This is a genomic window from Chryseomicrobium sp. FSL W7-1435, from assembly GCF_038595005.1.
In the GTDB taxonomy this organism is placed as follows: Bacteria; Bacillota; Bacilli; order Bacillales_A; family Planococcaceae; genus Chryseomicrobium.
The window spans coordinates 1,329,238-1,349,894 of sequence record NZ_CP151997.1 but is presented as its reverse complement, the minus strand read 5'-3'; the positions used below and the strand labels follow the sequence as shown (position 1 = coordinate 1,349,894).

At 42.2% G+C, this 20,657-nt stretch carries 20 protein-coding genes; 3 read left to right on the top strand and 17 right to left on the bottom strand.

All coding sequences use genetic code 11. The features are described 5' to 3' along the window. Positions 1–70 precede the first annotated feature (70 nt). The 8 genes from murC to MKY84_RS06850 all read right to left on the bottom strand — a co-directional run bounded on the left by murC (position 71) and on the right by MKY84_RS06850 (position 7,846). Complete coding sequence (gene murC, locus MKY84_RS06885; protein WP_342528822.1) at positions 71–1,369, bottom strand: UDP-N-acetylmuramate--L-alanine ligase; 1,299 nt, start codon at positions 1,367–1,369, stop codon at positions 71–73. Between the two features lie 12 nt (positions 1,370–1,381). Beyond that, positions 1,382–3,718, bottom strand: a complete 2,337-nt coding sequence (locus tag MKY84_RS06880) for a DNA translocase FtsK (RefSeq protein ID WP_342528821.1) — start codon at positions 3,716–3,718, stop codon at positions 1,382–1,384. A 129-nt stretch (positions 3,719–3,847) separates the two neighbouring features. Further along, positions 3,848–4,465, bottom strand: a complete 618-nt coding sequence (ytpR, locus tag MKY84_RS06875) for a YtpR family tRNA-binding protein (RefSeq protein WP_342528820.1) — start codon at positions 4,463–4,465, stop codon at positions 3,848–3,850. Continuing rightward, positions 4,466–5,275, bottom strand: a complete 810-nt coding sequence (locus MKY84_RS06870; RefSeq protein ID WP_342528819.1) for a DUF1444 family protein — start codon at positions 5,273–5,275, stop codon at positions 4,466–4,468. Between the two features lie 37 nt (positions 5,276–5,312). Then, on the bottom strand, positions 5,313–5,627 hold the full coding sequence (locus MKY84_RS06865; protein ID WP_342528818.1) for a thioredoxin family protein: 315 nt from the start codon (positions 5,625–5,627) through the stop codon (positions 5,313–5,315). Next, positions 5,624–6,151, bottom strand: coding sequence for a hypothetical protein (locus MKY84_RS06860; RefSeq protein ID WP_342528817.1), 528 nt, complete (start codon positions 6,149–6,151; stop codon positions 5,624–5,626). The genes MKY84_RS06865 and MKY84_RS06860 overlap by 4 nt, the downstream gene beginning before the upstream one ends. A 57-nt stretch (positions 6,152–6,208) precedes the next feature. Continuing rightward, positions 6,209–6,730: a DUF84 family protein gene (locus tag MKY84_RS06855; protein ID WP_342528816.1), complete on the bottom strand. Its 522-nt coding sequence runs from the start codon at positions 6,728–6,730 to the stop codon at positions 6,209–6,211. A gap of 42 nt (positions 6,731–6,772) precedes the next feature. Next, positions 6,773–7,846: a M42 family metallopeptidase gene (locus MKY84_RS06850; protein ID WP_342528815.1), complete on the bottom strand. Its 1,074-nt coding sequence runs from the start codon at positions 7,844–7,846 to the stop codon at positions 6,773–6,775. 173 nt (positions 7,847–8,019) lie between these two features. On the opposite strand from MKY84_RS06850, the gene MKY84_RS06845 reads away from it, so the two are divergent. Beyond that, complete coding sequence (locus MKY84_RS06845; RefSeq protein ID WP_342528814.1) at positions 8,020–8,337, top strand: PepSY domain-containing protein; 318 nt, start codon at positions 8,020–8,022, stop codon at positions 8,335–8,337. Between the two features lie 275 nt (positions 8,338–8,612). On the opposite strand, the gene MKY84_RS06840 is transcribed toward MKY84_RS06845, so the two are convergent. From MKY84_RS06840 to pepV, 6 genes are read right to left on the bottom strand one after another with little or no spacing between them, the layout of a single operon-like run. Beyond that, positions 8,613–9,461, bottom strand: a complete 849-nt coding sequence (locus MKY84_RS06840; RefSeq protein WP_342528813.1) for an MBL fold metallo-hydrolase — start codon at positions 9,459–9,461, stop codon at positions 8,613–8,615. Between the two features lie 10 nt (positions 9,462–9,471). Then, positions 9,472–10,113: a tRNA (guanosine(46)-N7)-methyltransferase TrmB gene (gene trmB, locus MKY84_RS06835; protein WP_342528812.1), complete on the bottom strand. Its 642-nt coding sequence runs from the start codon at positions 10,111–10,113 to the stop codon at positions 9,472–9,474. 13 nt (positions 10,114–10,126) lie between these two features. Next, entirely contained in the window at positions 10,127–11,047 is a 921-nt protein-coding gene (locus tag MKY84_RS06830) for a diacylglycerol kinase family protein (RefSeq protein WP_342528811.1), read from the bottom strand. Beyond that, the gene (gene thpR / locus MKY84_RS06825; protein WP_342528810.1) at positions 11,044–11,589 is read right to left on the bottom strand and encodes an RNA 2',3'-cyclic phosphodiesterase; all 546 of its coding nucleotides are present in this window, start codon (positions 11,587–11,589) and stop codon (positions 11,044–11,046) included. Before thpR ends, MKY84_RS06830 begins: the two co-directional genes overlap by 4 nt. Continuing rightward, a complete protein-coding gene (dat, locus tag MKY84_RS06820; protein ID WP_342528809.1) occupies positions 11,582–12,433 on the bottom strand; it encodes a D-amino-acid transaminase in 852 nt (283 codons plus the stop codon). The genes thpR and dat overlap by 8 nt, the downstream gene beginning before the upstream one ends. A gap of 3 nt (positions 12,434–12,436) precedes the next feature. After that, positions 12,437–13,831 (bottom strand): dipeptidase PepV, encoded by a 1,395-nt coding sequence (pepV, locus tag MKY84_RS06815; RefSeq protein WP_342528808.1) that lies wholly within the window; start codon positions 13,829–13,831, stop codon positions 12,437–12,439. A gap of 228 nt (positions 13,832–14,059) precedes the next feature. On the opposite strand from pepV, the gene MKY84_RS06810 reads away from it, so the two are divergent. After that, complete coding sequence (locus MKY84_RS06810) at positions 14,060–14,281, top strand: DeoR family transcriptional regulator (protein WP_342528807.1); 222 nt, start codon at positions 14,060–14,062, stop codon at positions 14,279–14,281. Positions 14,282–14,336: 55 nt separating this feature from the next. Here the strand turns inward: MKY84_RS06810 and MKY84_RS06805 are convergent, their stop codons facing one another. Continuing rightward, positions 14,337–15,047 carry a pseudouridine synthase gene (locus MKY84_RS06805; RefSeq protein WP_342528806.1) on the bottom strand — a complete coding sequence of 237 codons (711 nt, stop codon included), beginning with the start codon at positions 15,045–15,047 and terminating at the stop codon, positions 14,337–14,339. Continuing rightward, a complete protein-coding gene (locus MKY84_RS06800; protein ID WP_342528805.1) occupies positions 15,044–16,681 on the bottom strand; it encodes a polysaccharide biosynthesis protein in 1,638 nt (545 codons plus the stop codon). The genes MKY84_RS06805 and MKY84_RS06800 overlap by 4 nt, the downstream gene beginning before the upstream one ends. A 101-nt stretch (positions 16,682–16,782) precedes the next feature. On the opposite strand from MKY84_RS06800, the gene MKY84_RS06795 reads away from it, so the two are divergent. Beyond that, a complete protein-coding gene (locus MKY84_RS06795) occupies positions 16,783–18,066 on the top strand; it encodes an NAD(P)/FAD-dependent oxidoreductase (RefSeq protein ID WP_342528804.1) in 1,284 nt (427 codons plus the stop codon). A 167-nt stretch (positions 18,067–18,233) separates the two neighbouring features. On the opposite strand, the gene leuS is transcribed toward MKY84_RS06795, so the two are convergent. Then, positions 18,234–20,648, bottom strand: coding sequence for a leucine--tRNA ligase (gene leuS / locus MKY84_RS06790; RefSeq protein ID WP_342528803.1), 2,415 nt, complete (start codon positions 20,646–20,648; stop codon positions 18,234–18,236). Positions 20,649–20,657 lie beyond the last annotated feature (9 nt).

The window sequence follows — 20,657 nt, the reverse complement described above, 5'->3', positions numbered from 1 at the left end:
CCCATGTCTTATTATCTCTTTAATTCACCTAATTTTTCAAGTCAAAAAAAAACCGTGCGATTTGCACGGTCTAGTTTAATAGTTTTTCAAATGCAGCTTGGAATTTCTGGACGTCTCCTGCTCCCATAAACAAATAAACAGCAGTTGGATGATCTAGAAGAGGTGTTACATTATTTTCAACAAGAATTTTACTTGTTGGGATAAGTTTTTGTAAATCATGTATCGTCAATTCACCCTCAGCTTCTCGAGCTGACGCAAAAATTTCACAGAGATAGACGGTATCTGCTTGTCCAAGCGACTCTGCAAATTCATCTAAGAATTTTGCAGTTCTTGAGAATGTATGTGGTTGGAATACAGCGATAACTTCCTTCTCCGGATATTTTTGTCGCGCCGATTGGATTGTTGCTGTAATTTCTGTTGGGTGATGTGCATAATCGTCAATTAGCACACGCTGTTCTTTAAGTGTTTCTGTAAAGCGTCGCTTCACACCACCAAATGTCGATAATCCTTCTGCGACTGCTTCTGGCGGGATTCCTTCGAAATGACAAAGTGAGATTACGGCTAATGCGTTTTGAATCGTATGATCACCATACATAGGGATATGGAAACGATGATAAAATTCATCACGAATAACGACATCAAAAGACGTACCCAATGGTGTTTTTTCTATAGCTGTTGCTTGGAAGTCGTTTCCACTATTTAATCCATAATAAATGACAGGAACCGAAGCTGTGATTCGCAATAAATCATCGTCGTCACCACATGCAAAGATTGCTTTATTTACTTGTACAGCCATTTCTTGAAAGGCATTGAATACATCTTCTTTACTTGTAAAATAATCTGGATGGTCAAAATCTATATTCGTCATCACCGCATAATCTGGATGATAGGCCAAGAAGTGGCGTCTATATTCACAGGCTTCAAACACGAAATTCTCAGCATCTGCTAGTCCATTTCCTGTTCCATCCCCTATTAAATAAGAGGTTGGAGAATAAACATTGAGTACATGAGATAGTAATCCCGTCGTCGATGTTTTGCCGTGAGCACCCGTTACAGCAACAGATGTGAAACGACTCATATAGTCGCCAAGGAATGTATGATAACGCATGATTTTTGCTCCGGCTTGGCGAGCTTTTTCAAGTTCAGGATGGTGGTCAGGATACGCATTACCTGCAATCACGACCATTTCACTTGTTAATTGTGCTTGTTCAAATTCATAAACTGCTATTCCTCGTTCATGAAGAGGCTTTTCAGTAAAGAAGTACTCTGCTTTGTCAGATCCTTGGACGGTATGCCCAACGTCATGAAGGATTTGAGCGAGCGAGCTCATCCCTGATCCTTTAATTCCCGTAAAATGATAAGTTGTCACATGGGTTCCTCCTTACAATATTTCTTGCAAAAACTCTTCTGAGACGAGTACTTCGCGTGGTTTACTACCGTTTTGGCCTGTGATGATACCTGCTGCTTCCATGGCATCCATTAGGCGTGCTGCTCGATTATAGCCTAAGTGGAACTTTCTCTGCAATAGTGAGGTCGAAGCCGCTCCGTTCTCGATAATAAAACGGCAAGCTTCTTCAAACATTTCATCTTGTTCTTCAATTTCGACAGCTCGTACGATTAAGTCTTCTTGCTTGAATAAATAATCAGGTTCACCCTGTGAGCGAGCATGTGCAATAATGCGATCAATTTCTTCATCTGACACAAATGTACCTTGAATACGGATTGGACTTGCCATTCCACTTCCTAAATAGAGCATGTCGCCTTTTCCAAGAAGTCGCTCTGCCCCTTGTTGATCCAAGATTGTACGAGAATCAATTTGTGAAGAGACAGCAAACGCAATGCGTGTTGGTACGTTCGACTTAATTAGACCCGTTATGACATCGACACTTGGACGCTGAGTTGCCAGTACAAGATGAATCCCACAAGCGCGCGCTTTTTGAGCAATACGACAAATGGAATCTTCTACATCTTGTGGAGCAGCCATCATCATATCGGCTAGTTCATCGATAACAATTACGATATAAGGAAGCTTTTTCGAAAACTCGCGTGCTTCCAAGGCTTGATGATTAAAACGGGCAATGTCTCGAACCGCAGCATGTGCAAAAAGCTGGTACCTACGTTCCATTTCTTCAACTGCCCATTTCAGTGCAGCTGCTGCTGCTTTCACATCAGTGATAACTGGACTAATCAAGTGCGGGATATGGTTGAATGGCGCAAGTTCCACCATTTTCGGGTCAATCAACAACAGCTTTAAATCAGCTGGTGAAGCTTTATAAAGCAGACTGATAAGTAATGAATTGATAAATACGGATTTACCAGATCCTGTCGCCCCGGCTATCAATCCGTGAGGCATCTTCCGTAAATCCATTGTTACCGGTTGTCCGTGCAAGTCTAATCCCATAGCTACTTCTAATGGAGACTCTGCTTGTTTAAACGCAGGAGCTTCTATCACTTCAGCCAATTGGACGGCACGAGATGTTCGATTAGGGATCTCAATACCAATGGAGCGGCGCCCCGGAATTGGAGCTTGGATACGAATATCCTTAGCAGCTAGAGCAAGCTTCAGATCATCCGTCAGGTTACGGATTTTACTTACTTTAGTCCCCTGCGCTACAGTTAGTTCAAACTGCGTTACGGCTGGACCTTGTACAATCGAAATCACATCTGATTGGATTTGAAAATGAGCAAGTGCCTCCATCAGGTGTTCAGCTTGTTGCTCCATCCATTCGGTATCATCTGTCGTATGTACAGGGGTGTGAAGAAAATTGGCATTAGGCATGGCATAGGCTGGTATGACAGCTGGTGTTTCAACAACCGCTGTTTTCAAAACAGGTGTATCCAGAATAACTGTCTTTTCAACTGGCTTATGCTCTTGCGTAGGAACATTTTCTTTCACTACCTGTGTCTGCTTTTGTTGTAATTTCTTCTTGTCTGTTGAAAGCATTAACACATTGAATGGTTTGATTTTTTCTTTTTGTTCAAGTGGTTGTTCATTTTGTATTTCTGATGTTTGTATTGTCTCATCTTGTTCAGAATGATACTCACTTGTGACTTCGACAATCGTCTCAGGGATATCACTACTGCTTGTTGCCGCTACTTCAGATTCCAGTGGTTGCTCTACTTCTAATTCTACCTCTGGTTCTTTGTTTGGCGTCGTAATTTGGGGCACGACCGGTTCTGCTTCTTGGGGAATCGCAACTTTTGTCATCGGAGCTTGCTGTTGATAAGTTGGTTCATCCATCTTGACAGAGTTGATCGGTAAAGTGACTTCTTCTTCGATTTCCTGTTGGTTATGCTGAGACCAATCATAATGAGACGTGCGCATCGTTCGAGCAATACTCTCAGTTGAGTCTTGTTCTTTTTTCAAACCAAAAACGGGTGAAGGAACTACAGAAGGCACATAGCGTTTAGTAGACCTGTTCATAGGCTTAGGTTTAGCATCTTCTTTTGGCTTTTTATAGGTCTCTTGTGACCATTTTGGAGCCGTATAGTTGGTTTCATAACTTTGTCTTTGTTGATGAGAGGTTTCATATACGGGTCTATGCGAAGGCTCAACTGGAGCACTCGGTTGTTTTGAAAGTAAATAATTTTTTTCATCGTCAGAAATAAGAGGGAAACGGAAAGGTGGTTGTTTCGTCACTTTTACTTCTTCAAAGGATGATTCTTCGATGTCATCGATCTCTTGTTCTTGTCGAAATAGTCGTTTAACCCATTCCATGGCGTACTTCATCCTTTCTATCTCTCCATTTTAACAAGAAACTAGCCTGTCGTCTGTAGGAATTTCGTACGCTCGTCAGGAGAATCTTCCTAATGGTTTACAGAAAAAAAGCACGCCTCTTGGCATGCTTTACAATTCAATTGAAATAGCATCCAAAGATGTGCCTGGTGAATAGGAAGAATCTACCACTAATATCCCTTTTTCTTCAGGTGCATTTGGAAGTGCTAGTTCCTTAGCCGAACAAATCATCCCAGATGATGGAACTCCGCGCAATACAGCGTCTTTAATTTCAAGCCCTGATGGCATTGTCGCGCCAACTTTTGCTACGACTACGTGTTGACCTTGTTCAATATTAGGTGCACCACAAACAATCTGCAAGTCACTTTCTCCGACATCGACCGTTGCAACTCTTAATTTATCCGCATCGGGATGTGGTTGCAAATCTTTCACGAAACCAATTACAAATTTAGGTGTGAAATCGGCTTTCAGTTCAAGAGGAACGTCATTTTGATCTAAAATCTGTTGAAGTTTCGTCACTAGATCCGCAGTTAGTTCAATCGGCCCTTCACTTGGCAATTTTTCATAAGTTGAAAAACTGAATAAGTTACATGCCATCGCTTCATTAGTCTCGACATCCGTTACAAGGGTTACATCTCCAAAGCGCTCGGTTGTAACTTCATTTGTTGTAGAACCTAATTCGATTAAAAGGACGTCACCGATTCCTTTTGTATTATAATACACGCGCATTTAGTTGTTCTCCTTTTGATTAGCATGTTTTCCAAGAATAAAGATAGGTTCCAATTCACCCTGCTCATACAAAAATGACAGGGACGTTACGGGAACAATTCCCACTGTGAAGAAGTGCATTGTCATCTGAGCTAAAATGTCATAGCCGGCATCATTGCGGATATCCCCTATAATGAGAACATCTTGATGAGGAACAGCTAACGTCATTTCACCTTCGACCTTGTCTTGCATTTCTTTCATTAATTTATCGTTTAAAATTCGGCTAGCATCGTACCCATCGTTGGCATTGAAGAAATAAAATTTGTTCCCTGCCACTTCATCTACCTTATAGTGCGTTGGCAAGTTGCGCAACTGGAATAATGCGGACTCCGTCACTTGTTGCTCAGTCATTTGCAATTTCTCTAGTAATTCTTCATCGATCAATCGATACGTCGTTCCCAGATCAAGTGCATAAAAAATGCGCGTCTCCGAGGTATGCCCTTTCGTGATAAACGGCACTCCCTTTTTTGATTTTACCGGAAAAGATGTCGCGCGAATGATTGGGTAAATGACAGGATTTTCATACTGGGAGGTTTTTTGTTCTTGCTCCATAGCATCAAATGTTTCACGAATCATATAAATAACTTCATCAATTGCTTTATCCTGCTTCTGGCCATATTTGGCAATCACAGGTCCAAGTGCTAAATCTATTGTGCGTTTCACACGTTTATGAGTTAGTTTTAAACTATTTGTTTCACGGTTATAAGAATAAGTGTAATCTTCTTCACTCAAACTTTGCTTTAACTGAGCGATAAGCTGCAAAGGCTTCAAAGTCAGCACTCCTTTCTTATCATCAAAATGAAACGGTTCACGCGAGTGAACCGTCTAAAAACTCTTCAATTTGTTGTTGCGTTTTACGGTCTTTGTTAACATAGCGCTTTGTTTCCAGTCCATGTTCGAAGACGATGAAGCTCGGAATTCCAAAAACATCCATCTCTTGACAGATTTCAATAAATTTATCACGGTCTACAGAAACGAATGTAAACTGACTAAATTTTTGTTCTACTTCTGGCATAAATGGGTGTATAAATGTACAGTCTGGACACCAGTCGGCTGTGAATAAAAATACTGTATTGCCCTGCTTTAGTTCATCAAACTGTTCTTTAGATTGTAATTCGATCATTGTGAATCCTCCTCTTTTTTAAATGAATGAACAACTTGCATCATATCTGTTAATTTCTTATCAAGTGAAGAATCATTGGTTACAGTTGATAGTTTGATTCCACCACGACTAACAATCAGTTCAAACTGTTCTTCGGAATGCTTGACTACAGCCGCGAAACCAAATTGATCACTCAACTCGTTCGTTGCTTGTTCGACAATTTCCTTGGAGGGATCTGATTCTAATAAGTCGTAATAAAGTCGGCTAGTTGCCGGTTCATTTTCATTTATGAATAATACGTAGGTATCGTTATTGTTTTGTAATAAAATATTCGGTGCATTGCTTCCTGCTTCTACTGTAAAACCACCTGGTAAAAACACAGAATAGTCACCGATTTTTTCATTCGGTTGCTCAGGAGTTTCTTCAAGAAGTTTAGCTGCCTTATGAACACCTTCAACTGCCTGTTCTTCAGGAGTCGCACAAGCGGTTAAAATCAGCACTAGAGCAAGCGGGATAAGTAAAAATCGCCATTTACGTTTTGTCATCTGATGGCCTCCCTTCTTTTTCCCTGCCCTCTATTGTACCCTTCTCGAACAAAACAATCAATCAACTGAATTTTCACGCTGCCATTGTCCTAGCAACTGCAAAACGATGTGTTCGAACATAGCACTTCTTGTAATCAATCCACTCGTAAACACACCAATGGCACCTTCATTATGACGAATATTTTCTTTGTTTGTGTAGCTGTCCATTAAAGGGCCAAGTTCTCGCCCCTCTTTAATACCAGTAGCAATCTCACTAGGCAGCGGTAAACCTGCTCCCATCGCTGTATACTTGTGACCGTCTTTTGTAATTAGGGCACCCCAGTTGCAGAGATAGAGAGTGTCCCCTATCCATTTAACGCCACCTTCTAATCCTATGGCTAAATCAGAAGCGGTTTCTTGTAAAGCATGTGAAGCTCTATTTATAGCCCCTAAACGTGTCTCTTCATCGGAAATCGGCTGGGCAGCGACTCCTGACTTTGCATCAAAGGTTTTTAGTTCGAATTCAACACCTGCACGCATACTTGCCTGTTTTACAGCATTCACTTTAGCTGGGTTCATTGTTCCTATTGTACATTTCACTTGTATAGCCTCCCTATAAAAGAAAGTGCCCCGAAGGACACTTTAGACATTCTCTTTAATTGTTTTTAATGTAGATGCATCTGCCGATTTTACAAGCTTAACGAGAAGCTCTTTAGCTGCGGCGTAATCATCCGTGTGAATAATCGAAGCAGCTGTATGGATGTAGCGTGAGCAAATTCCGATTACTGCACTAGGCACACCTTCATTTGCCGTATGAACACGTCCGGCATCTGTGCCACCTTGTGAAATAAAGTACTGATAAGGAATCTTGTGAGTTTCGGCTGTATCCAGAATAAACTCTCTCATTCCGCGATGGGTAACCATTGAACGATCCAAAATACGCAACAATGTACCTTTTCCTAATTGACCAAATTCATTCTTGTCACCCGAAGCATCATTTGCAGGGCTAGCATCTAGTGCAAAGAACAGGTCAGGCTGAACCATAGTAGCTGAAGCTTGTGCGCCTCGTAAGCCAACCTCTTCCATGACATTGGCACCTGAGAATAATTGGTTTGGTAATGATTCGTCTTTTAGTTCTTTTAAAAGTTCAATCGCCAGACCGACTCCGTAGCGATTATCCCACGCCTTAGCCATAATTTTCTTAGGATTTGCCATCGGAGTGAAAGGACAAACAGGCACGATCTGGTCACCAGGACGGATACCCATTGCGCGAACATCCTCTTTATCGTCAGCTCCAACATCGATTAACATATTTTTAATATCCATTGGACGATTGCGAACTTCATCACTCAATAAATGTGGGGGGATTGAACCAATCACTCCCGGAATGGTTTTTTCACGCGTCACAATATCCACACGCTGGGCAAGCATGACTTGGTTCCACCAGCCGCCTAATGGTTGAAATCGAATCATTCCATTTTCAGTGATGCTTGAAACCATAAATCCAACTTCATCCATATGACCAGCCACTAAAATCTTCGGACTATTTTCCGGACCATTTTTAACCCCAAAAATGCCCCCTAGGTTGTCTTGAATAATTGAATCTGAATATTTTTCGAGTTCAGATCTAACAAATTTTCTAACTTGGTGTTCATTACCTGGTGTTCCCGGTAATTCAGTCAACGTTTTAAATAATGTAAGTGTTTCTTGATTCATGAATTAGTTCCCCCTTGAATTCACATTCTATCTTTTATTGTAGTGCAACTAGAGGCGGAATTCCATCTTTTCTTTCGTACGTCGAAATGAATTGCTAGCCGGCTATTGTTTCGTATTCTTTTAAAAAACGTTTATACTGATAAGTAGGTACTTTAGTTAAAGGAGGAACATCGATGAGATTACGTGATTATATGATGGGGCTGGGAACTGGAGTCGTTATTGGCGTTGTGGCTTCCCAAGCAGCAACTCGCTACATTCCAAGCGTGACAGCAGATCAAGTATTAGAGCAAGTGAAAGACGCATTTAAACAAGAAGGGCCGATTGACGGTTCGTGGGTGTACATGAAGACGGAACCTTTTCATATCGGGTTCATTGAAACGACTGTTTACAAAGGCGGCATCACCCGTATGAAAAATGGCGTGACGGAAAACTATGAGTTTGCGGCAGATGCACGCACAGGCTCTGTGCTAGAAATTAAACACATCTCTTAATATGGATTATAAGGAGAGGCGAATCGCTGAATTAGCGGTTCGTTTTTTTTGTTATTGGAGGTGGTTGAGCGGGCGTTCATCGGATGAAATCGTGATTTCTTGGACATAACGGATGGTTTCTTGGACATAAAGCACCGTTTATTCGACATAATCCAATTTTAATGAGACGAAGTCGTTTTATGGAAACTAATCCATCCCCCACCCACAAAAAAACCAGCAGCCTCTCTTGAACTTCCTCAAGAGAAACTACTGATTCACTACTGCTTCTAACTAGTTTAGACTGTTCGTTTTACAGAATCTACGATTTCTTTCCCATCTGGCGACCATTTCAGTAAACGATAAAACGAGTCATGATAGAAACTGACCCAGTAGCCATTTTCAAGAACTTCTTTCACAAGCTTCTCTTTCGTAAACACTGAAGTCATCGGATAATCATCATAGGCCAGAACCCATAAAGGACTTTGGTGGGCATGTGTTGGCATTAAGTCTGCGAAATGGATAATCGTTTCTTCGCCCTGCTCCATTTTGATAATACTGTGACCATCGCTATGTCCACCTGTATGAATCATTGTTATACCAGGAATGACTTCGTGTGACTCTGAGAATGTTTGCACTTGCTGCTGGATGGATTCCCAATTTTCTTTCCAGTATGTATTGCGTGAACGAACGTTTGGTGAACGCATCTCATTCCATTCCACATCAGATACATAGATAGTGGCATTCGGAAACGTCGAACTATAGCTTCCGTCCTCTTCAAGGTTTGTTAAGCCTGACGCGTGGTCGAAGTGCATGTGGGTCATGATAACAATTGTGATGTCAGCTGGAGTTAATCCCAGTTCTCGGAGTTGTTCTTTAACTAGAGATTCATCTGTAATCCCGTAATTGCGCTTCTTCTTTTCGTCAAACTTCCCTGCATTTAATCCCGACTCCAATAAAATCGTATGATCCTTCGTTTGAATCAATAATGGGTCGCAAGGCAATTCGATTTGATTTTGTTCGTTCACAGGATAGCGTTTTGACCATAGTGGTTTGGGAACCACACCGAACATGGCTCCCCCATCCATGTTAGTCGTTCCGCCTTTTAACCAAGTAAATTTAAATTCCCCAAATTGATACGTGTCCATTTCATCACCCCTAGTTAAATTTCGCTTCGACGCGATAAATCGGCTGCCCCTTCGCAGCAAATTTTTCTTCGTACTCTGTTCGTACGTTCGTTTCAGGCTCTTCGACATGTAGGTCAAGTGAAAGATCAACGAGCTGCATGCCAAAATCCGTCATACTCACAAGTGAAAATTCAAATAATCCCCGATTATCCGTTTTAAAATGAACTTCGCCGCCGTCTGGCATTAACTCTTTATAGAGTGTCAAAAAATTAGCATGCGTCAAGCGACGTTTTGCATGGCGTTTCTTTGGCCAAGGATCAGAGAAGTTCAAGTACACTTGGCTGATATCGCCCTTAGCAAAGTATTCCGTTAGGTCCTTGCCATTTACATTAAGTAAACGCAGGTTTGGCAGTGACTCTTGCTCTAATACTTTTTCTAATGCTACAACGATTACCGAATCATAAAGTTCGATTCCGATATAGTTGATGTGCGGATTTTGTTGGGCCATACCGATGACAAACTGGCCTTTTCCTGTCCCAACTTCTACATGAACTGAATTGTTGTTACTAAATTCTTCATGCCACTTTCCTTTACGAGATGTTGGATCAGCTATAACAACTTCTGGATGGGCTTGAATAAACTCTTCAGCCCATGGTTTATGACGTAAACGCATTTTTTTCACCTTTCTATTTCACGGGCATTGCCCAAGTTTGTGGCAGTAGCTTTACTTCCGCCCGTTCGCCAGGCTTTAACTCTCCACAATATTCACCATCTGCATGACCGATGGTTGTTTCAGCAAAGGAAAATTGAAACAAGGTGCCTGAAAAACTATGCACTGCTTTAATTTTAGTATGCCAGCCTATAAAGACCGTACCAAATAAAAGTAATAATTTCCACCTTGAAATATTGGCGACCACGGTCACTTCAAGCGTGTCATCTTCTGGATTCGACTTTGGGGAGATTTTCATTCCACCGCCAAAATACGGTTGATTGCAGACAACTACAAACCAGACATTCTGAAATCGATACGTTTGATGTTCGACTACTAGTTCCATTGCAGAAGGTCTATAGCTTAGCATTTCTTTTACGACCACACCGTAGTAAGCCAGTTTTCCAAGGCCAAAGCGATTTAATCTTCTTTTCCAAAGGGATCGATTTGTCTCAAAGACTACTTTTGCATCAAAGCCAAAACCTGTATTGTTCACAAAAATAGCTTGTTGGATTTTTGTAGCAATGTTCCCCATTCTCATTAGCTGTTTTTTTGTGGAATCACTTGCTAGTTGCTCGATTTCTTTAGCAGATTGCACAGCTGTGAAGGTTCGCGCAAAGTCGTTGCCACTTCCAGCTGAAAGCAAAGTGATCGAGACATGTGCGGCTCCTGCACACCCTTCAATTACTTCATGGACCGTCCCGTCTCCACCAATGACGATTAACAAGGTCTCTTTCTTTACAGCACAAATTTCTCGCGCAAGCGCAACGCCATGACGAGGAAACTCTGTAACATACACTTCGTGCTGTAAAGTGAGTTGCGGTCGAATGGTTTGCCATTTGGATTGCGCTCTGCCATTACCCGCTGCTGGATTGACGATGAATACAATTCGTTTCATTGTGTACCGTCCTGGCTAAGAGAAAAGGTTGTTAATTTTTCATAACTGGGTGATTTTCCTTTATGCACACGGTACAGGTGAAAAGCCTCTATTTTCCAACTTACTGCCAACTTCCCCGTGAATTTAATGGGTTCTAATGGCTTTGCTCGTTTCGCTAGAGTAATGTGCGGGATAAATGGCGTTTTACGATCTGCCTGAAAATCAGCAGTTACCGACCACACCTGTTCTTCAAGGTGAATAAGTTGTTGAGCAGGTGCTACGCGTGCATACACGACTCGTGGAGCTTTTCCTTCACCAAAACCTGCAATACTGTCCGTCGTCAATTGGAATGACGGAGATTTAATCAGTTGGAGTTGTTCAGTGAGACCCTGCAACTCCTCTTCCTCAAGATCACCAATGAAAGATAGTGTACAGTGAAGATCTTGTGCATGGGTTACTCGTCGATAATAATTGGAAAGTTCCAATGCCTGTTGGACGGATTGGAACTGCTCTCGTAGTTCTTCAGGAACTTCAATCCCAATAAAATAGTGAAATTTAGACATGCAATTGCTGTGGCAATTTTGCTTCGAAAGCTTGTTGCAGCTTACGAGTCCATTTCCCAGGTGTGCCATCCCCAATTGGTGTTTCATCGATGCGTGTAACAGGCATCACTTCAATCCCTGTCGAAGAAATAAAGAATTCATCCATGTCGAATGCTTGTTGCTTCGTAAATGCTTCCTCCACTACAGGCAGTCCAATTTCTTCACAGCAATCCAAAATCACTTGTCTTGTGATTCCATTTAAAATCAAATTGTTAACAGGGTGTGTATAGAGAGTTCCATTTTTTATGCCATATGCATTGGAAGATGAACCTTCCGTAATCACTTCTCCGCGGTGTTGAACAGCTTCGAAGCCACCTCTTTCAACTGCGTATTGCTTCGCCATTACATTGCCCAGTAAGTTCAGCGATTTGATATCACAACGCAACCAACGTACATCCTCAACAAGACAAACGGGTACTCCAGTTTGTAATTCTTGCATAGGGCGTGCAGATTCACGTGTATAACCTGTGATGACTGCTTCTACAGCAGGCGTCGGAAATGCATGATTACGAGGCGAGTAGCCGCGTGTCACTTGCAGGTAGACAATGCCAGTGCCTAATTCATTTACCTCAATCAATTGATGAATCAAATGATGCAACACATCTTTTGTGTAAGGAATTGCCATACCAATCTTGTCTGCGCTCGCATAGAGACGGTCGATGTGTTCTGTTGCAGTAAAAACATCTCCGTTGTAAACTTTTACTACTTCATAGATCCCATCACCGAATTGGTAGCCGCGGTCCTCGATGCTAATATGTACATCATCTCGTCCAACCAATTGATCATTCCAAAGTACTTTTTCCATCTTCTATTCCTTCTTTCCCGCAAGTTCAGCAATTGCGTCTGCATAAATTGCTGTTGCTCTTAATAGATTTTCTATGTTAACAAACTCATCTGCTTGGTGTGCCACATCTGCCTCACCAGGGAACAACATACCGAAAGCAACGCCATTCGTTAATACTCTCGCATACGTACCGCCACCAATGGCTAGCAATTCAGCCTTTTCGCCTGTTTGGCGTTCATATACGGAGGCTAGTGTTTTGATCAATTCATCCGTTTCCTCCACATAATGAGGTTTTGAGTTGGAGACAATATCCACTGTGATTTCTTTACACTTGAAATACCCTGAAATGCTTTCAATCAATGTATCAAATGATCCGGTCACCGAATACCGCATACTCACTTCAATCGAGAAACCTTCTTCTAAAGCGAACTGTAAGATCCCTGCGTTATAAGTCGTGTCACCGGACATAGCATCCGAGAACTGGCCAGCAAATGTTTTCCCTCTAGAATCACTCGCAAAAGCGTGAACGACGGTTTCCACAAACGCCTGTCCTTGGCCTTCTAACTGGATTTTTGTCAAAAATTCTGCCAGTTTGATAGCTGCATTGACACCATTGTCTGGCTCCATGGCATGCGCCGATTTTCCGTAAAGTAAAAGCGATGTTTTCCCATTGACCTCTTGAGCAGTTCCTTTTAACTGGTGACTGGCTAAAAACTGTTCAAAAGAATCTTTAATTTCTCGTAAAGGGAAATCAATCAATGCATTTGCTTCATCGGGTACCATATTTGTGCGCTGGCCTGACTGGAAGAAAATCAATTTACTTGGTTTGTTCCAAGCTTGTTGATTGAATTCGATACTGGCAATGCCTTTTTCCGCATTGATAATTGGGAAGTCTGCATCCGGCGCAAACCCAAGTGTGGGCATCTCTTCAGTTTCAAAGTAGCGCTCCACACAACGAAAACCACTTTCTTCATCCGTACCGATGATTAAACGAACACGTCGTTCAAGAGGAATACCTGCATCTTTGACTAGTTTCATAGCCATCCAAGCAGCCATCGTCGGCCCCTTGTCATCAATTGTACCGCGGCCAATCATTTTGTCTCCTACAATTCTTCCTTCAAACGGAGGGACGGACCAGCCATCGCCAGCTGGGACAACATCGACGTGACCTAAGATCCCAATGAGCTCGTCTCCCTGGCCCATTTCGATATGACCAGCTACTTGGTCAACATTTTTGGCTGTCATCCCTTCTTTTTCTCCGAGTGCTAATAAAAATTGAAGCGCTTCTGCGGGCTTTGGACCAAATGGATAAAGTTCTGAAGCAGCGGTTTCATCCAGTACACTTTCAATGGCAATTAGTTGCTGCAATTCACTGAAGAGTTCTTCTTTCCGTTCTACTGCAAGTTGAAACCAATTCATGAGGCGCCTCCTTCTATAGAATAATGTTTCTATTTTACACCGAAATGACGTTAAGGTTTTGTAAAATCAGCAAATTTTCTAGAAAATTGTTGCAAAAGCTATTATAATGAAATTGTCAGATAGTTTTAGAATAGAAAATAAAGGGGATGTCTACTGTAAACTAGTTAACCGTTTTACCAATCGTCCGCTAGTCGAGTCAAGGGATACGATAAGAAGGAGTGGTTACGAATGAAACCAACTACTGATCGGATGCTTAATCGAATTAAAGATATGTATATGTTCATCCGTGAGAACGGTACGGTAACAACACAAGATTTAGTCGATGAATTTGGCATCACTCCTCGCACGATTCAACGAGATTTGAACGTGCTAGCATTTAATGACCTGGTCATCAGCCCTGTTAGAGGGAAATGGACAACGACGAACAAACGCGTTAAAATCTCATCTTAGACAGCCCACAACTTAGACAAAAGAGAGGCCTCCTACTTACTGAGGGCCTCTCTTTTTATTTAGCACGCAAGTTTTCAAGTTCTTCGACCGTTAATTCTCGGTAGTCACCTTCAGCTAGCGTTTCATCTAGAAGCAACGTTCCCATCTGTAGCCTTTTCAAAAATACGACTTTCTTGTCCACAGCTTCAAACATGCGCTTTACTTGGTGAAACTTGCCTTCTGTTATGATGAGTTCAATTTTGGACATTGGCGCACTTTCAAGAATAATCAGTTCACCCGGTTTGGTAATGTAGCCCTCCCCGATTTCGACTCCTTCTGAAAATGCTTTTACATCTTCATCCGTAACGACTCCATCAATGTGTGCAAAATATTTTTTGGGTACTTTTTTCTTCGGTGACAGCAATTGGTGCGTCAAGTCCCCGTCATTTGTTAGCAATAATAACCCTACCGTGTCCTTGTCGAGACGACCGACCGGATGTAAATCATAGTGTCGAACGTCATCTGCCAACAAATCCATTACTGTCTGATCTTTATGGTCTTCGGTTGCAGAAATGACGCCAGGTGGTTTGTTCAACATCAAATAGATAGTCGGTTTATAGACTATTTTTTCGTCGTATACGCGTACATCTGCAGTTTCTGGATTAATAGAATACCCACTATCTTTAACAAAGGTACCATCCACTGTTACGGCTTTTGCTTTAATCAATTGTTTAACCTCTTTACGCGTCCCAAGACCCATATTGGCTAAAAACTTATCAATCCTCATGAAGAAATCCCCAACTTTCGTGTAATACGCGTTAAACGTGCTCCAAATAACTTTTGCGCTAGACCTAATTTTAACGAGACAAATCCGTAGAATATCGCACCGACTCCAGCCGATAGAGCAATAATGACTAGTGCTTGTAATTTAGAATCCGGATTTAATACGAGCTCTAATGCCTCTTTAGTGAAGAATGCCAATACTAACATTACTAAAGTTAGGCCTGTAATCAGCAGTATGCGTCTAAACAGCATCTTCGTCTCATAGGCAAGGAAGTACCGAATAACTAGGAAGTTCAACACAATAGCCGTTATATAGCCGACAGAAGTTGCCAAAATAGCACCATTTGTTTCAAACAAGCGGATAAATGGCACATTCAATACCATTTTGACCAAGATCCCGACCATTAGATTTAAAATGATTAACTTTTGTTGATCAATCCCCTGAAGAATGGCTGTAGTGACTGGGTACAAGGCAAACAGAATGGCAACTGGCGCATAAGCTGCTAGGACGCCGGCACCTGTATCACTGGCCTCATAAAACACCGTATAAAATTCATATGCAAGAACCGAGATACCAAGAGCTGCAGGTAACGTTAAGAATAGCAGCACTTGGAATGTCTGGTTAAGTGACCTTGTCAATCCTGTGACGTCTTGCTTTGCATAGTAAGTTGTAATAAGTGGAATCAATGTCATGGAAAAACCCATCGCTAGCATGACCGGAATCATTACAAGCTTGTGAGCCGAGAAGTTAAGCATCCCTAATAATGTTTGTGACTCACTTTGGTTGTACCCTATGGTGGCCATTGCATTATTAAATGTAATCATATCAATAAATTGAAAGAGTGGGTTAATGACTCCCACTAGCGCAAAAGGCACCGTGTAAATGAGCATCTCTTTGTAAATCGATTTTAAGGAGTGCTCTGAAGTGATAGTTCCTGTTTGATGCATTTCGGCATCAAATTCTGGTTTTAACTTCTTCCAATACCAAGCAAGGACACCCATACTGGCAATTGCTCCAATAAAGGCGGCAAAAACAGCGAAGGATACAGCCGTTTTCTCGGTACCCCCTATCAGTTTCACCACAACAAATGCACCGACAAGTAATACTGCGATACGAACAATTTGCTCAATTAATTGAGAAATTGCTGTAGGCGTCATATGTTGATACCCTTGGAAAAACCCTCGTACTAAACTCATGGCAGGAACAATCAGTACAGCAAAACTGACATATTTAATGACGGTAGCAACATCGTCTACAGTGAACGGTACTGGAACTGTAGGATCTGCATTTTCTTTCAGTACCACGTGAGCAAGAGGCTCTGCTAAAAAGAATAAAATTAAGAATCCAACAAAACCTGTAACTACCATGATCAAGCCACTGGATTTCACAAGTTTCCTACCAGTTGCATAGTCTCCCATGGCATTATATTTTGAAACGAACTTACTGACTGCAACGGGAACTCCAGAGACTGCAATCGCAAGCATAATCGTGTATGGAACATAGGCATATTGATAAAGAACGACATACTCTTCACCAATTAGTTGATAGAACGGTATAACATATAAGACACCAAGTATTCTCGAAAGTACGAGTCCCAGTGTTAAAATCATTGTGCCTTTCAGCAAATTTCCAGCCATCATCATCTTCCCATCTACAAAATGTCTAGCTTTCAGTTTACATCTCCTCACACAAAACCTCAATGCTGTATACTAAAAGAAAAAAGGATTGTGAACTAGAAATGATAGATGTAATTGTAATCGGTGGTGGACCTTCAGGCCTTATGGCAGCCTGTGCCGCTGGTGCTGAAGGTAAAAAAGTCATGTTAATTGAAAAAGGTTCAAAGCTTGGCAAAAAATTAGCGATTTCTGGAGGCGGTCGATGTAATGTCACCAATCGCTTACCACAAGAAGAAATCGTCAAACACATTCCAGGCAACGGTCGCTTTTTGTATAGCCCCTTCTCGGTGTTCAATAATGAGGACATCATTTCCTTTTTTGAAGCACTGAATGTCCCTCTAAAAGAAGAAGACCACGGCAGAATGTTCCCAGTTTCGAATAAAGCCATGGATGTCGTCAATGCCCTAATCAATGAAATGAAGCGCTGGCATGTAGACGTTCGCTTGCAAACGAAAGTTGCCAAGCTTTTAATGGATGACGAAAAAATACTTGGCGTACGACTTGAGGATGGCACAGAAATTAGATCGAATGCTGTCATCGTGGCAGTTGGTGGGAAAGCCGTTCCTCAAACGGGGTCAACAGGTGATGGTTACCCTTGGGCGGAAAAAGCTGGTCACACCGTGACGGAGCTCTTCCCTACAGAAGTCCCTGTGCTTTCGTCTGAGCCGTTCATTCGCTCAAAAGAACTGCAGGGTCTGGCTCTGCGAGATGTGGCGGTATCCGTTCACAATGCAAAAGGAAAGACCCTCGTAACGCATCAAATGGACATGCTGTTTACTCATTTTGGTGTAAGTGGACCGGCATTGCTTCGCTGCAGTCAATTTGTTGTGAAAGAACGTAAGAAAAATGGCGGTAAGCCTGTGGAAATTCGAATCGACTCTCTCCCCCACTCTAATGGCGAAGAGACTTTCCAACACGTGTATAGCATTTTAAAAGAAGAACCCAAAAAAGCAGTAAAAAATTCATTAAAAGGTCTTACACCTGAACGTTGGTTGTTGTTCTTATTAAAACGTGCTGACATTCAAGAGGATCTTCGAGGCGAAGAACTGTCGGCTGAAAAAGTACGAGCGTTTGCCACTCTGTTAAAATCTTTTACGATGCAAGTCGACGGTACACAGCCGCTTGAAAAGGCCTATGTAACAGGTGGAGGTGTGTCCATTAAAGAAATCGAGCCCAAAACAATGGCTTCTAAGAAAAAGCACGGTCTCTATTTTTGCGGGGAAGTCCTCGACATTCACGGCTATACCGGTGGCTATAATATTACGGCTGCTCTAGTTACCGGGCGTGTGGCGGGAATGAGTGCGGCGAAATTAGATGCGGAGAACGCTGCTCCAGAAATTTTGTAAGTTATTCCCTTTTAGGTACCTGTGCACCAAACTACTCAGTTTATTCACTACAATTCCATAAATATAAAGGAGCAACCTCGGTATATCAAGGTTGCTCCTTTTTTATGCAAATTGTTGTTAATTGTGCGGTGCACAGGTACCTAGAAACAGGTACCTAGAAAGAAAAATCAGCCAACGACGATGTTGACCATTTTTCCAGGAATCGCGATGACTTTGCGAATTTCTTTACCTTCTGTCCATTCCTTCACCACTTCATTAGACAAAGCAAGTTGCTCCATCTCTTCACGAGAAGAATCTTTTGAGACAACTACCTTCGCTCGAAGCTTGCCGTTAACTTGAACAGGAATTTCAATTTCATTGTCCACAAGCTTGCTCTCGTCGTATGATGGCCACTCTGCATACGTGATAGATTCTGAATGACCTAACTGCTGCCATAGCTCTTCCGCCACGTGAGGTGCGATTGGAGATAACATCTTGATAAAACCTTCTGCATAATGAACAGGAACAACGTCTGCTTTGTAACATTCATTAATGAACACCATTAATTGTGAAATAGCTGTATTGAAGCGAATTCCTTCGTAGTCCTCAGTCACTTTTTTCACAGTTTGGTGGTAGACCTTTTCAAGTGTTGTATCTGATGACTCTTGAATTTTCGCTGCAATCTTCCCTTCGTCTGTCACCATTAAACGCCAAATACGATCTAAGAAGCGGCGTGAACCATCTAGTCCGTTTGTAGACCACGTCACTGCTGCTTCTAGAGGCCCCATAAACATCTCGTACATACGAAGCGTGTCTGCTCCATGAGACAACACGATATCGTCTGGGTTAACAACGTTGCCTTTCGACTTCGACATTTTTTCATTGCCTTCGCCTAAAATCATTCCTTGGTTAAACAATTTTTGGAATGGCTCTTTCGTGTGAACGACACCGATATCAAACAACACTTTGTGCCAGAAACGAGCGTACAATAAGTGAAGCACTGCATGTTCTACGCCACCAATATAAATATCTACTGGTAACCAACGCTTCAATAATTCAGGGTCAGCAATGGCATCGTGATTATCTGGATCAATATAGCGGATGTAATACCAACAGCTACCTGCCCATTGTGGCATTGTGTTTGTTTCACGACGGCCTTTCAAGCCAGTCTCAGGATGCACAACATTGACCCACTCTTCGATGTTCGCTAGAGGTGACTCCCCTGTACCACTTGGTTTGATGTCCTTCGTCTTTGGAAGTTCAAGCGGAAGGTCGCTCTCCGGAACTGTTGTCATTGTGCCATCTTCCCAACGGATGATTGGAATCGGCTCGCCCCAATAGCGTTGACGGCTGAACAACCAGTCACGTAGGCGATAAGTGATTTTCTTCTCGCCGACACCTTTGTCAGCTAACCAATCAACCATTTTTGCAATAGCTTCTTCTTTTCCTAAACCGTCTAAGAAATCCGAATTGACGTGCTCGCCGTCACCTACGTACGCTTCTTTTGTAACATCTCCGCCCGCAACGACTTCTTTAATCGGGAGGTTGAATTCAGTAGCGAATTCGTAATCCCGCTCATCATGCGCAGGTACCGCCATTATTGCCCCTGTACCATAAGTAGCCAATACATAATCAGCAATCCAGATTGGCATTTTTTCACCGGACACAGGATTGACTGCATAAGCCCCTGTAAAAACGCCCGTCTTTTCTTTTGCAAGATCTGTACGTTCTAAATCACTCTTTAGCTTCACTTTGTCTAAATACGCCTCTACAGCTTCTTTATGCTCTGTTGCTGTGATTTCAGACACAAGGGCATGCTCAGGAGCTAACACTGCATAAGTTGCACCAAATAGCGTATCTGGTCGTGTCGTGAATGCACGGAAGCTCTTCTCTGTACCATCAATCGCAAACGTGATTTCAGCCCCTTCAGATTTCCCAATCCAGTTACGCTGCATATCTTTGATGCTTTCTGGCCAATCAAGTTCTTCTAAATCATCAAGTAAGCGCTCTGCATATTCCGTGATACGTAGTACCCATTGACGCATTGGACGTCGCTCAACCGGATGACCTCCACGCTCTGAAACACCATCTACGATTTCTTCGTTAGCCAGAACCGTTCCTAGAGCTGGACACCAGTTAACAGCGACTTCATCGACATAAGCAAGGCCTTTATTGTAAAGCTGGATAAAGATCCACTGTGTCCATTTATAGTAGGTAGGGTCCGTCGTATTCACTTCACGGTCCCAATCATACGAGAATCCTAGATCTTTCATCTGACGCTTGAATGTTTCGACATTATGAGCTGTGAATTCGGCTGGATCATTTCCTGTGTCAAGAGCGTACTGTTCTGCCGGAAGACCAAAAGCATCCCAACCCATAGGGTGAAGAACATTGTAGCCTTGCATGCGCTTCATTCGGCTTAAAATATCCGTTGCAGTATAGCCTTCTGGGTGACCTACGTGAAGTCCAGCACCTGATGGGTAAGGGAACATATCAAGTGCGTAGAATTTTTGTTTGGAATTGTCGTTCTCTGTGCGGAATGTTTTATGCTCATCCCAATACTGTTGCCACTTTTTTTCGATTTGCTGATGTTGAAAACTCATCTGTTTTCC

Excerpts from the sequence above, each read along its gene's own strand:
- MKY84_RS06880 (WP_342528821.1), bottom strand. The coding sequence starts at position 3,718 with ATGGAATGGGTTAAACGACTATTTCGACAAGAACAAGAGATCGATGAC.
- ytpR (WP_342528820.1), bottom strand. The coding sequence starts at position 4,465 with ATGCGCGTGTATTATAATACAAAAGGAATCGGTGACGTCCTTTTAATC.
- MKY84_RS06865 (WP_342528818.1), bottom strand. The coding sequence starts at position 5,627 with ATGATCGAATTACAATCTAAAGAACAGTTTGATGAACTAAAGCAGGGC.
- MKY84_RS06860 (WP_342528817.1), bottom strand. The coding sequence starts at position 6,151 with ATGACAAAACGTAAATGGCGATTTTTACTTATCCCGCTTGCTCTAGTG.
- MKY84_RS06850 (WP_342528815.1), bottom strand. The coding sequence starts at position 7,846 with ATGAATCAAGAAACACTTACATTATTTAAAACGTTGACTGAATTACCG.
- MKY84_RS06845 (WP_342528814.1), top strand. The coding sequence starts at position 8,020 with ATGAGATTACGTGATTATATGATGGGGCTGGGAACTGGAGTCGTTATT.
- MKY84_RS06840 (WP_342528813.1), bottom strand. The coding sequence starts at position 9,461 with ATGGACACGTATCAATTTGGGGAATTTAAATTTACTTGGTTAAAAGGC.
- trmB (WP_342528812.1), bottom strand. The coding sequence starts at position 10,113 with ATGCGTTTACGTCATAAACCATGGGCTGAAGAGTTTATTCAAGCCCAT.
- MKY84_RS06830 (WP_342528811.1), bottom strand. The coding sequence starts at position 11,047 with ATGAAACGAATTGTATTCATCGTCAATCCAGCAGCGGGTAATGGCAGA.
- thpR (WP_342528810.1), bottom strand. The coding sequence starts at position 11,589 with ATGTCTAAATTTCACTATTTTATTGGGATTGAAGTTCCTGAAGAACTA.
- dat (WP_342528809.1), bottom strand. The coding sequence starts at position 12,433 with ATGGAAAAAGTACTTTGGAATGATCAATTGGTTGGACGAGATGATGTA.
- pepV (WP_342528808.1), bottom strand. The coding sequence starts at position 13,831 with ATGAATTGGTTTCAACTTGCAGTAGAACGGAAAGAAGAACTCTTCAGT.
- MKY84_RS06810 (WP_342528807.1), top strand. The coding sequence starts at position 14,060 with ATGAAACCAACTACTGATCGGATGCTTAATCGAATTAAAGATATGTAT.
- MKY84_RS06805 (WP_342528806.1), bottom strand. The coding sequence starts at position 15,047 with ATGAGGATTGATAAGTTTTTAGCCAATATGGGTCTTGGGACGCGTAAA.
- MKY84_RS06800 (WP_342528805.1), bottom strand. The coding sequence starts at position 16,681 with ATGGCTGGAAATTTGCTGAAAGGCACAATGATTTTAACACTGGGACTC.
- MKY84_RS06795 (WP_342528804.1), top strand. The coding sequence starts at position 16,783 with ATGATAGATGTAATTGTAATCGGTGGTGGACCTTCAGGCCTTATGGCA.
- leuS (WP_342528803.1), bottom strand. The coding sequence starts at position 20,648 with ATGAGTTTTCAACATCAGCAAATCGAAAAAAAGTGGCAACAGTATTGG.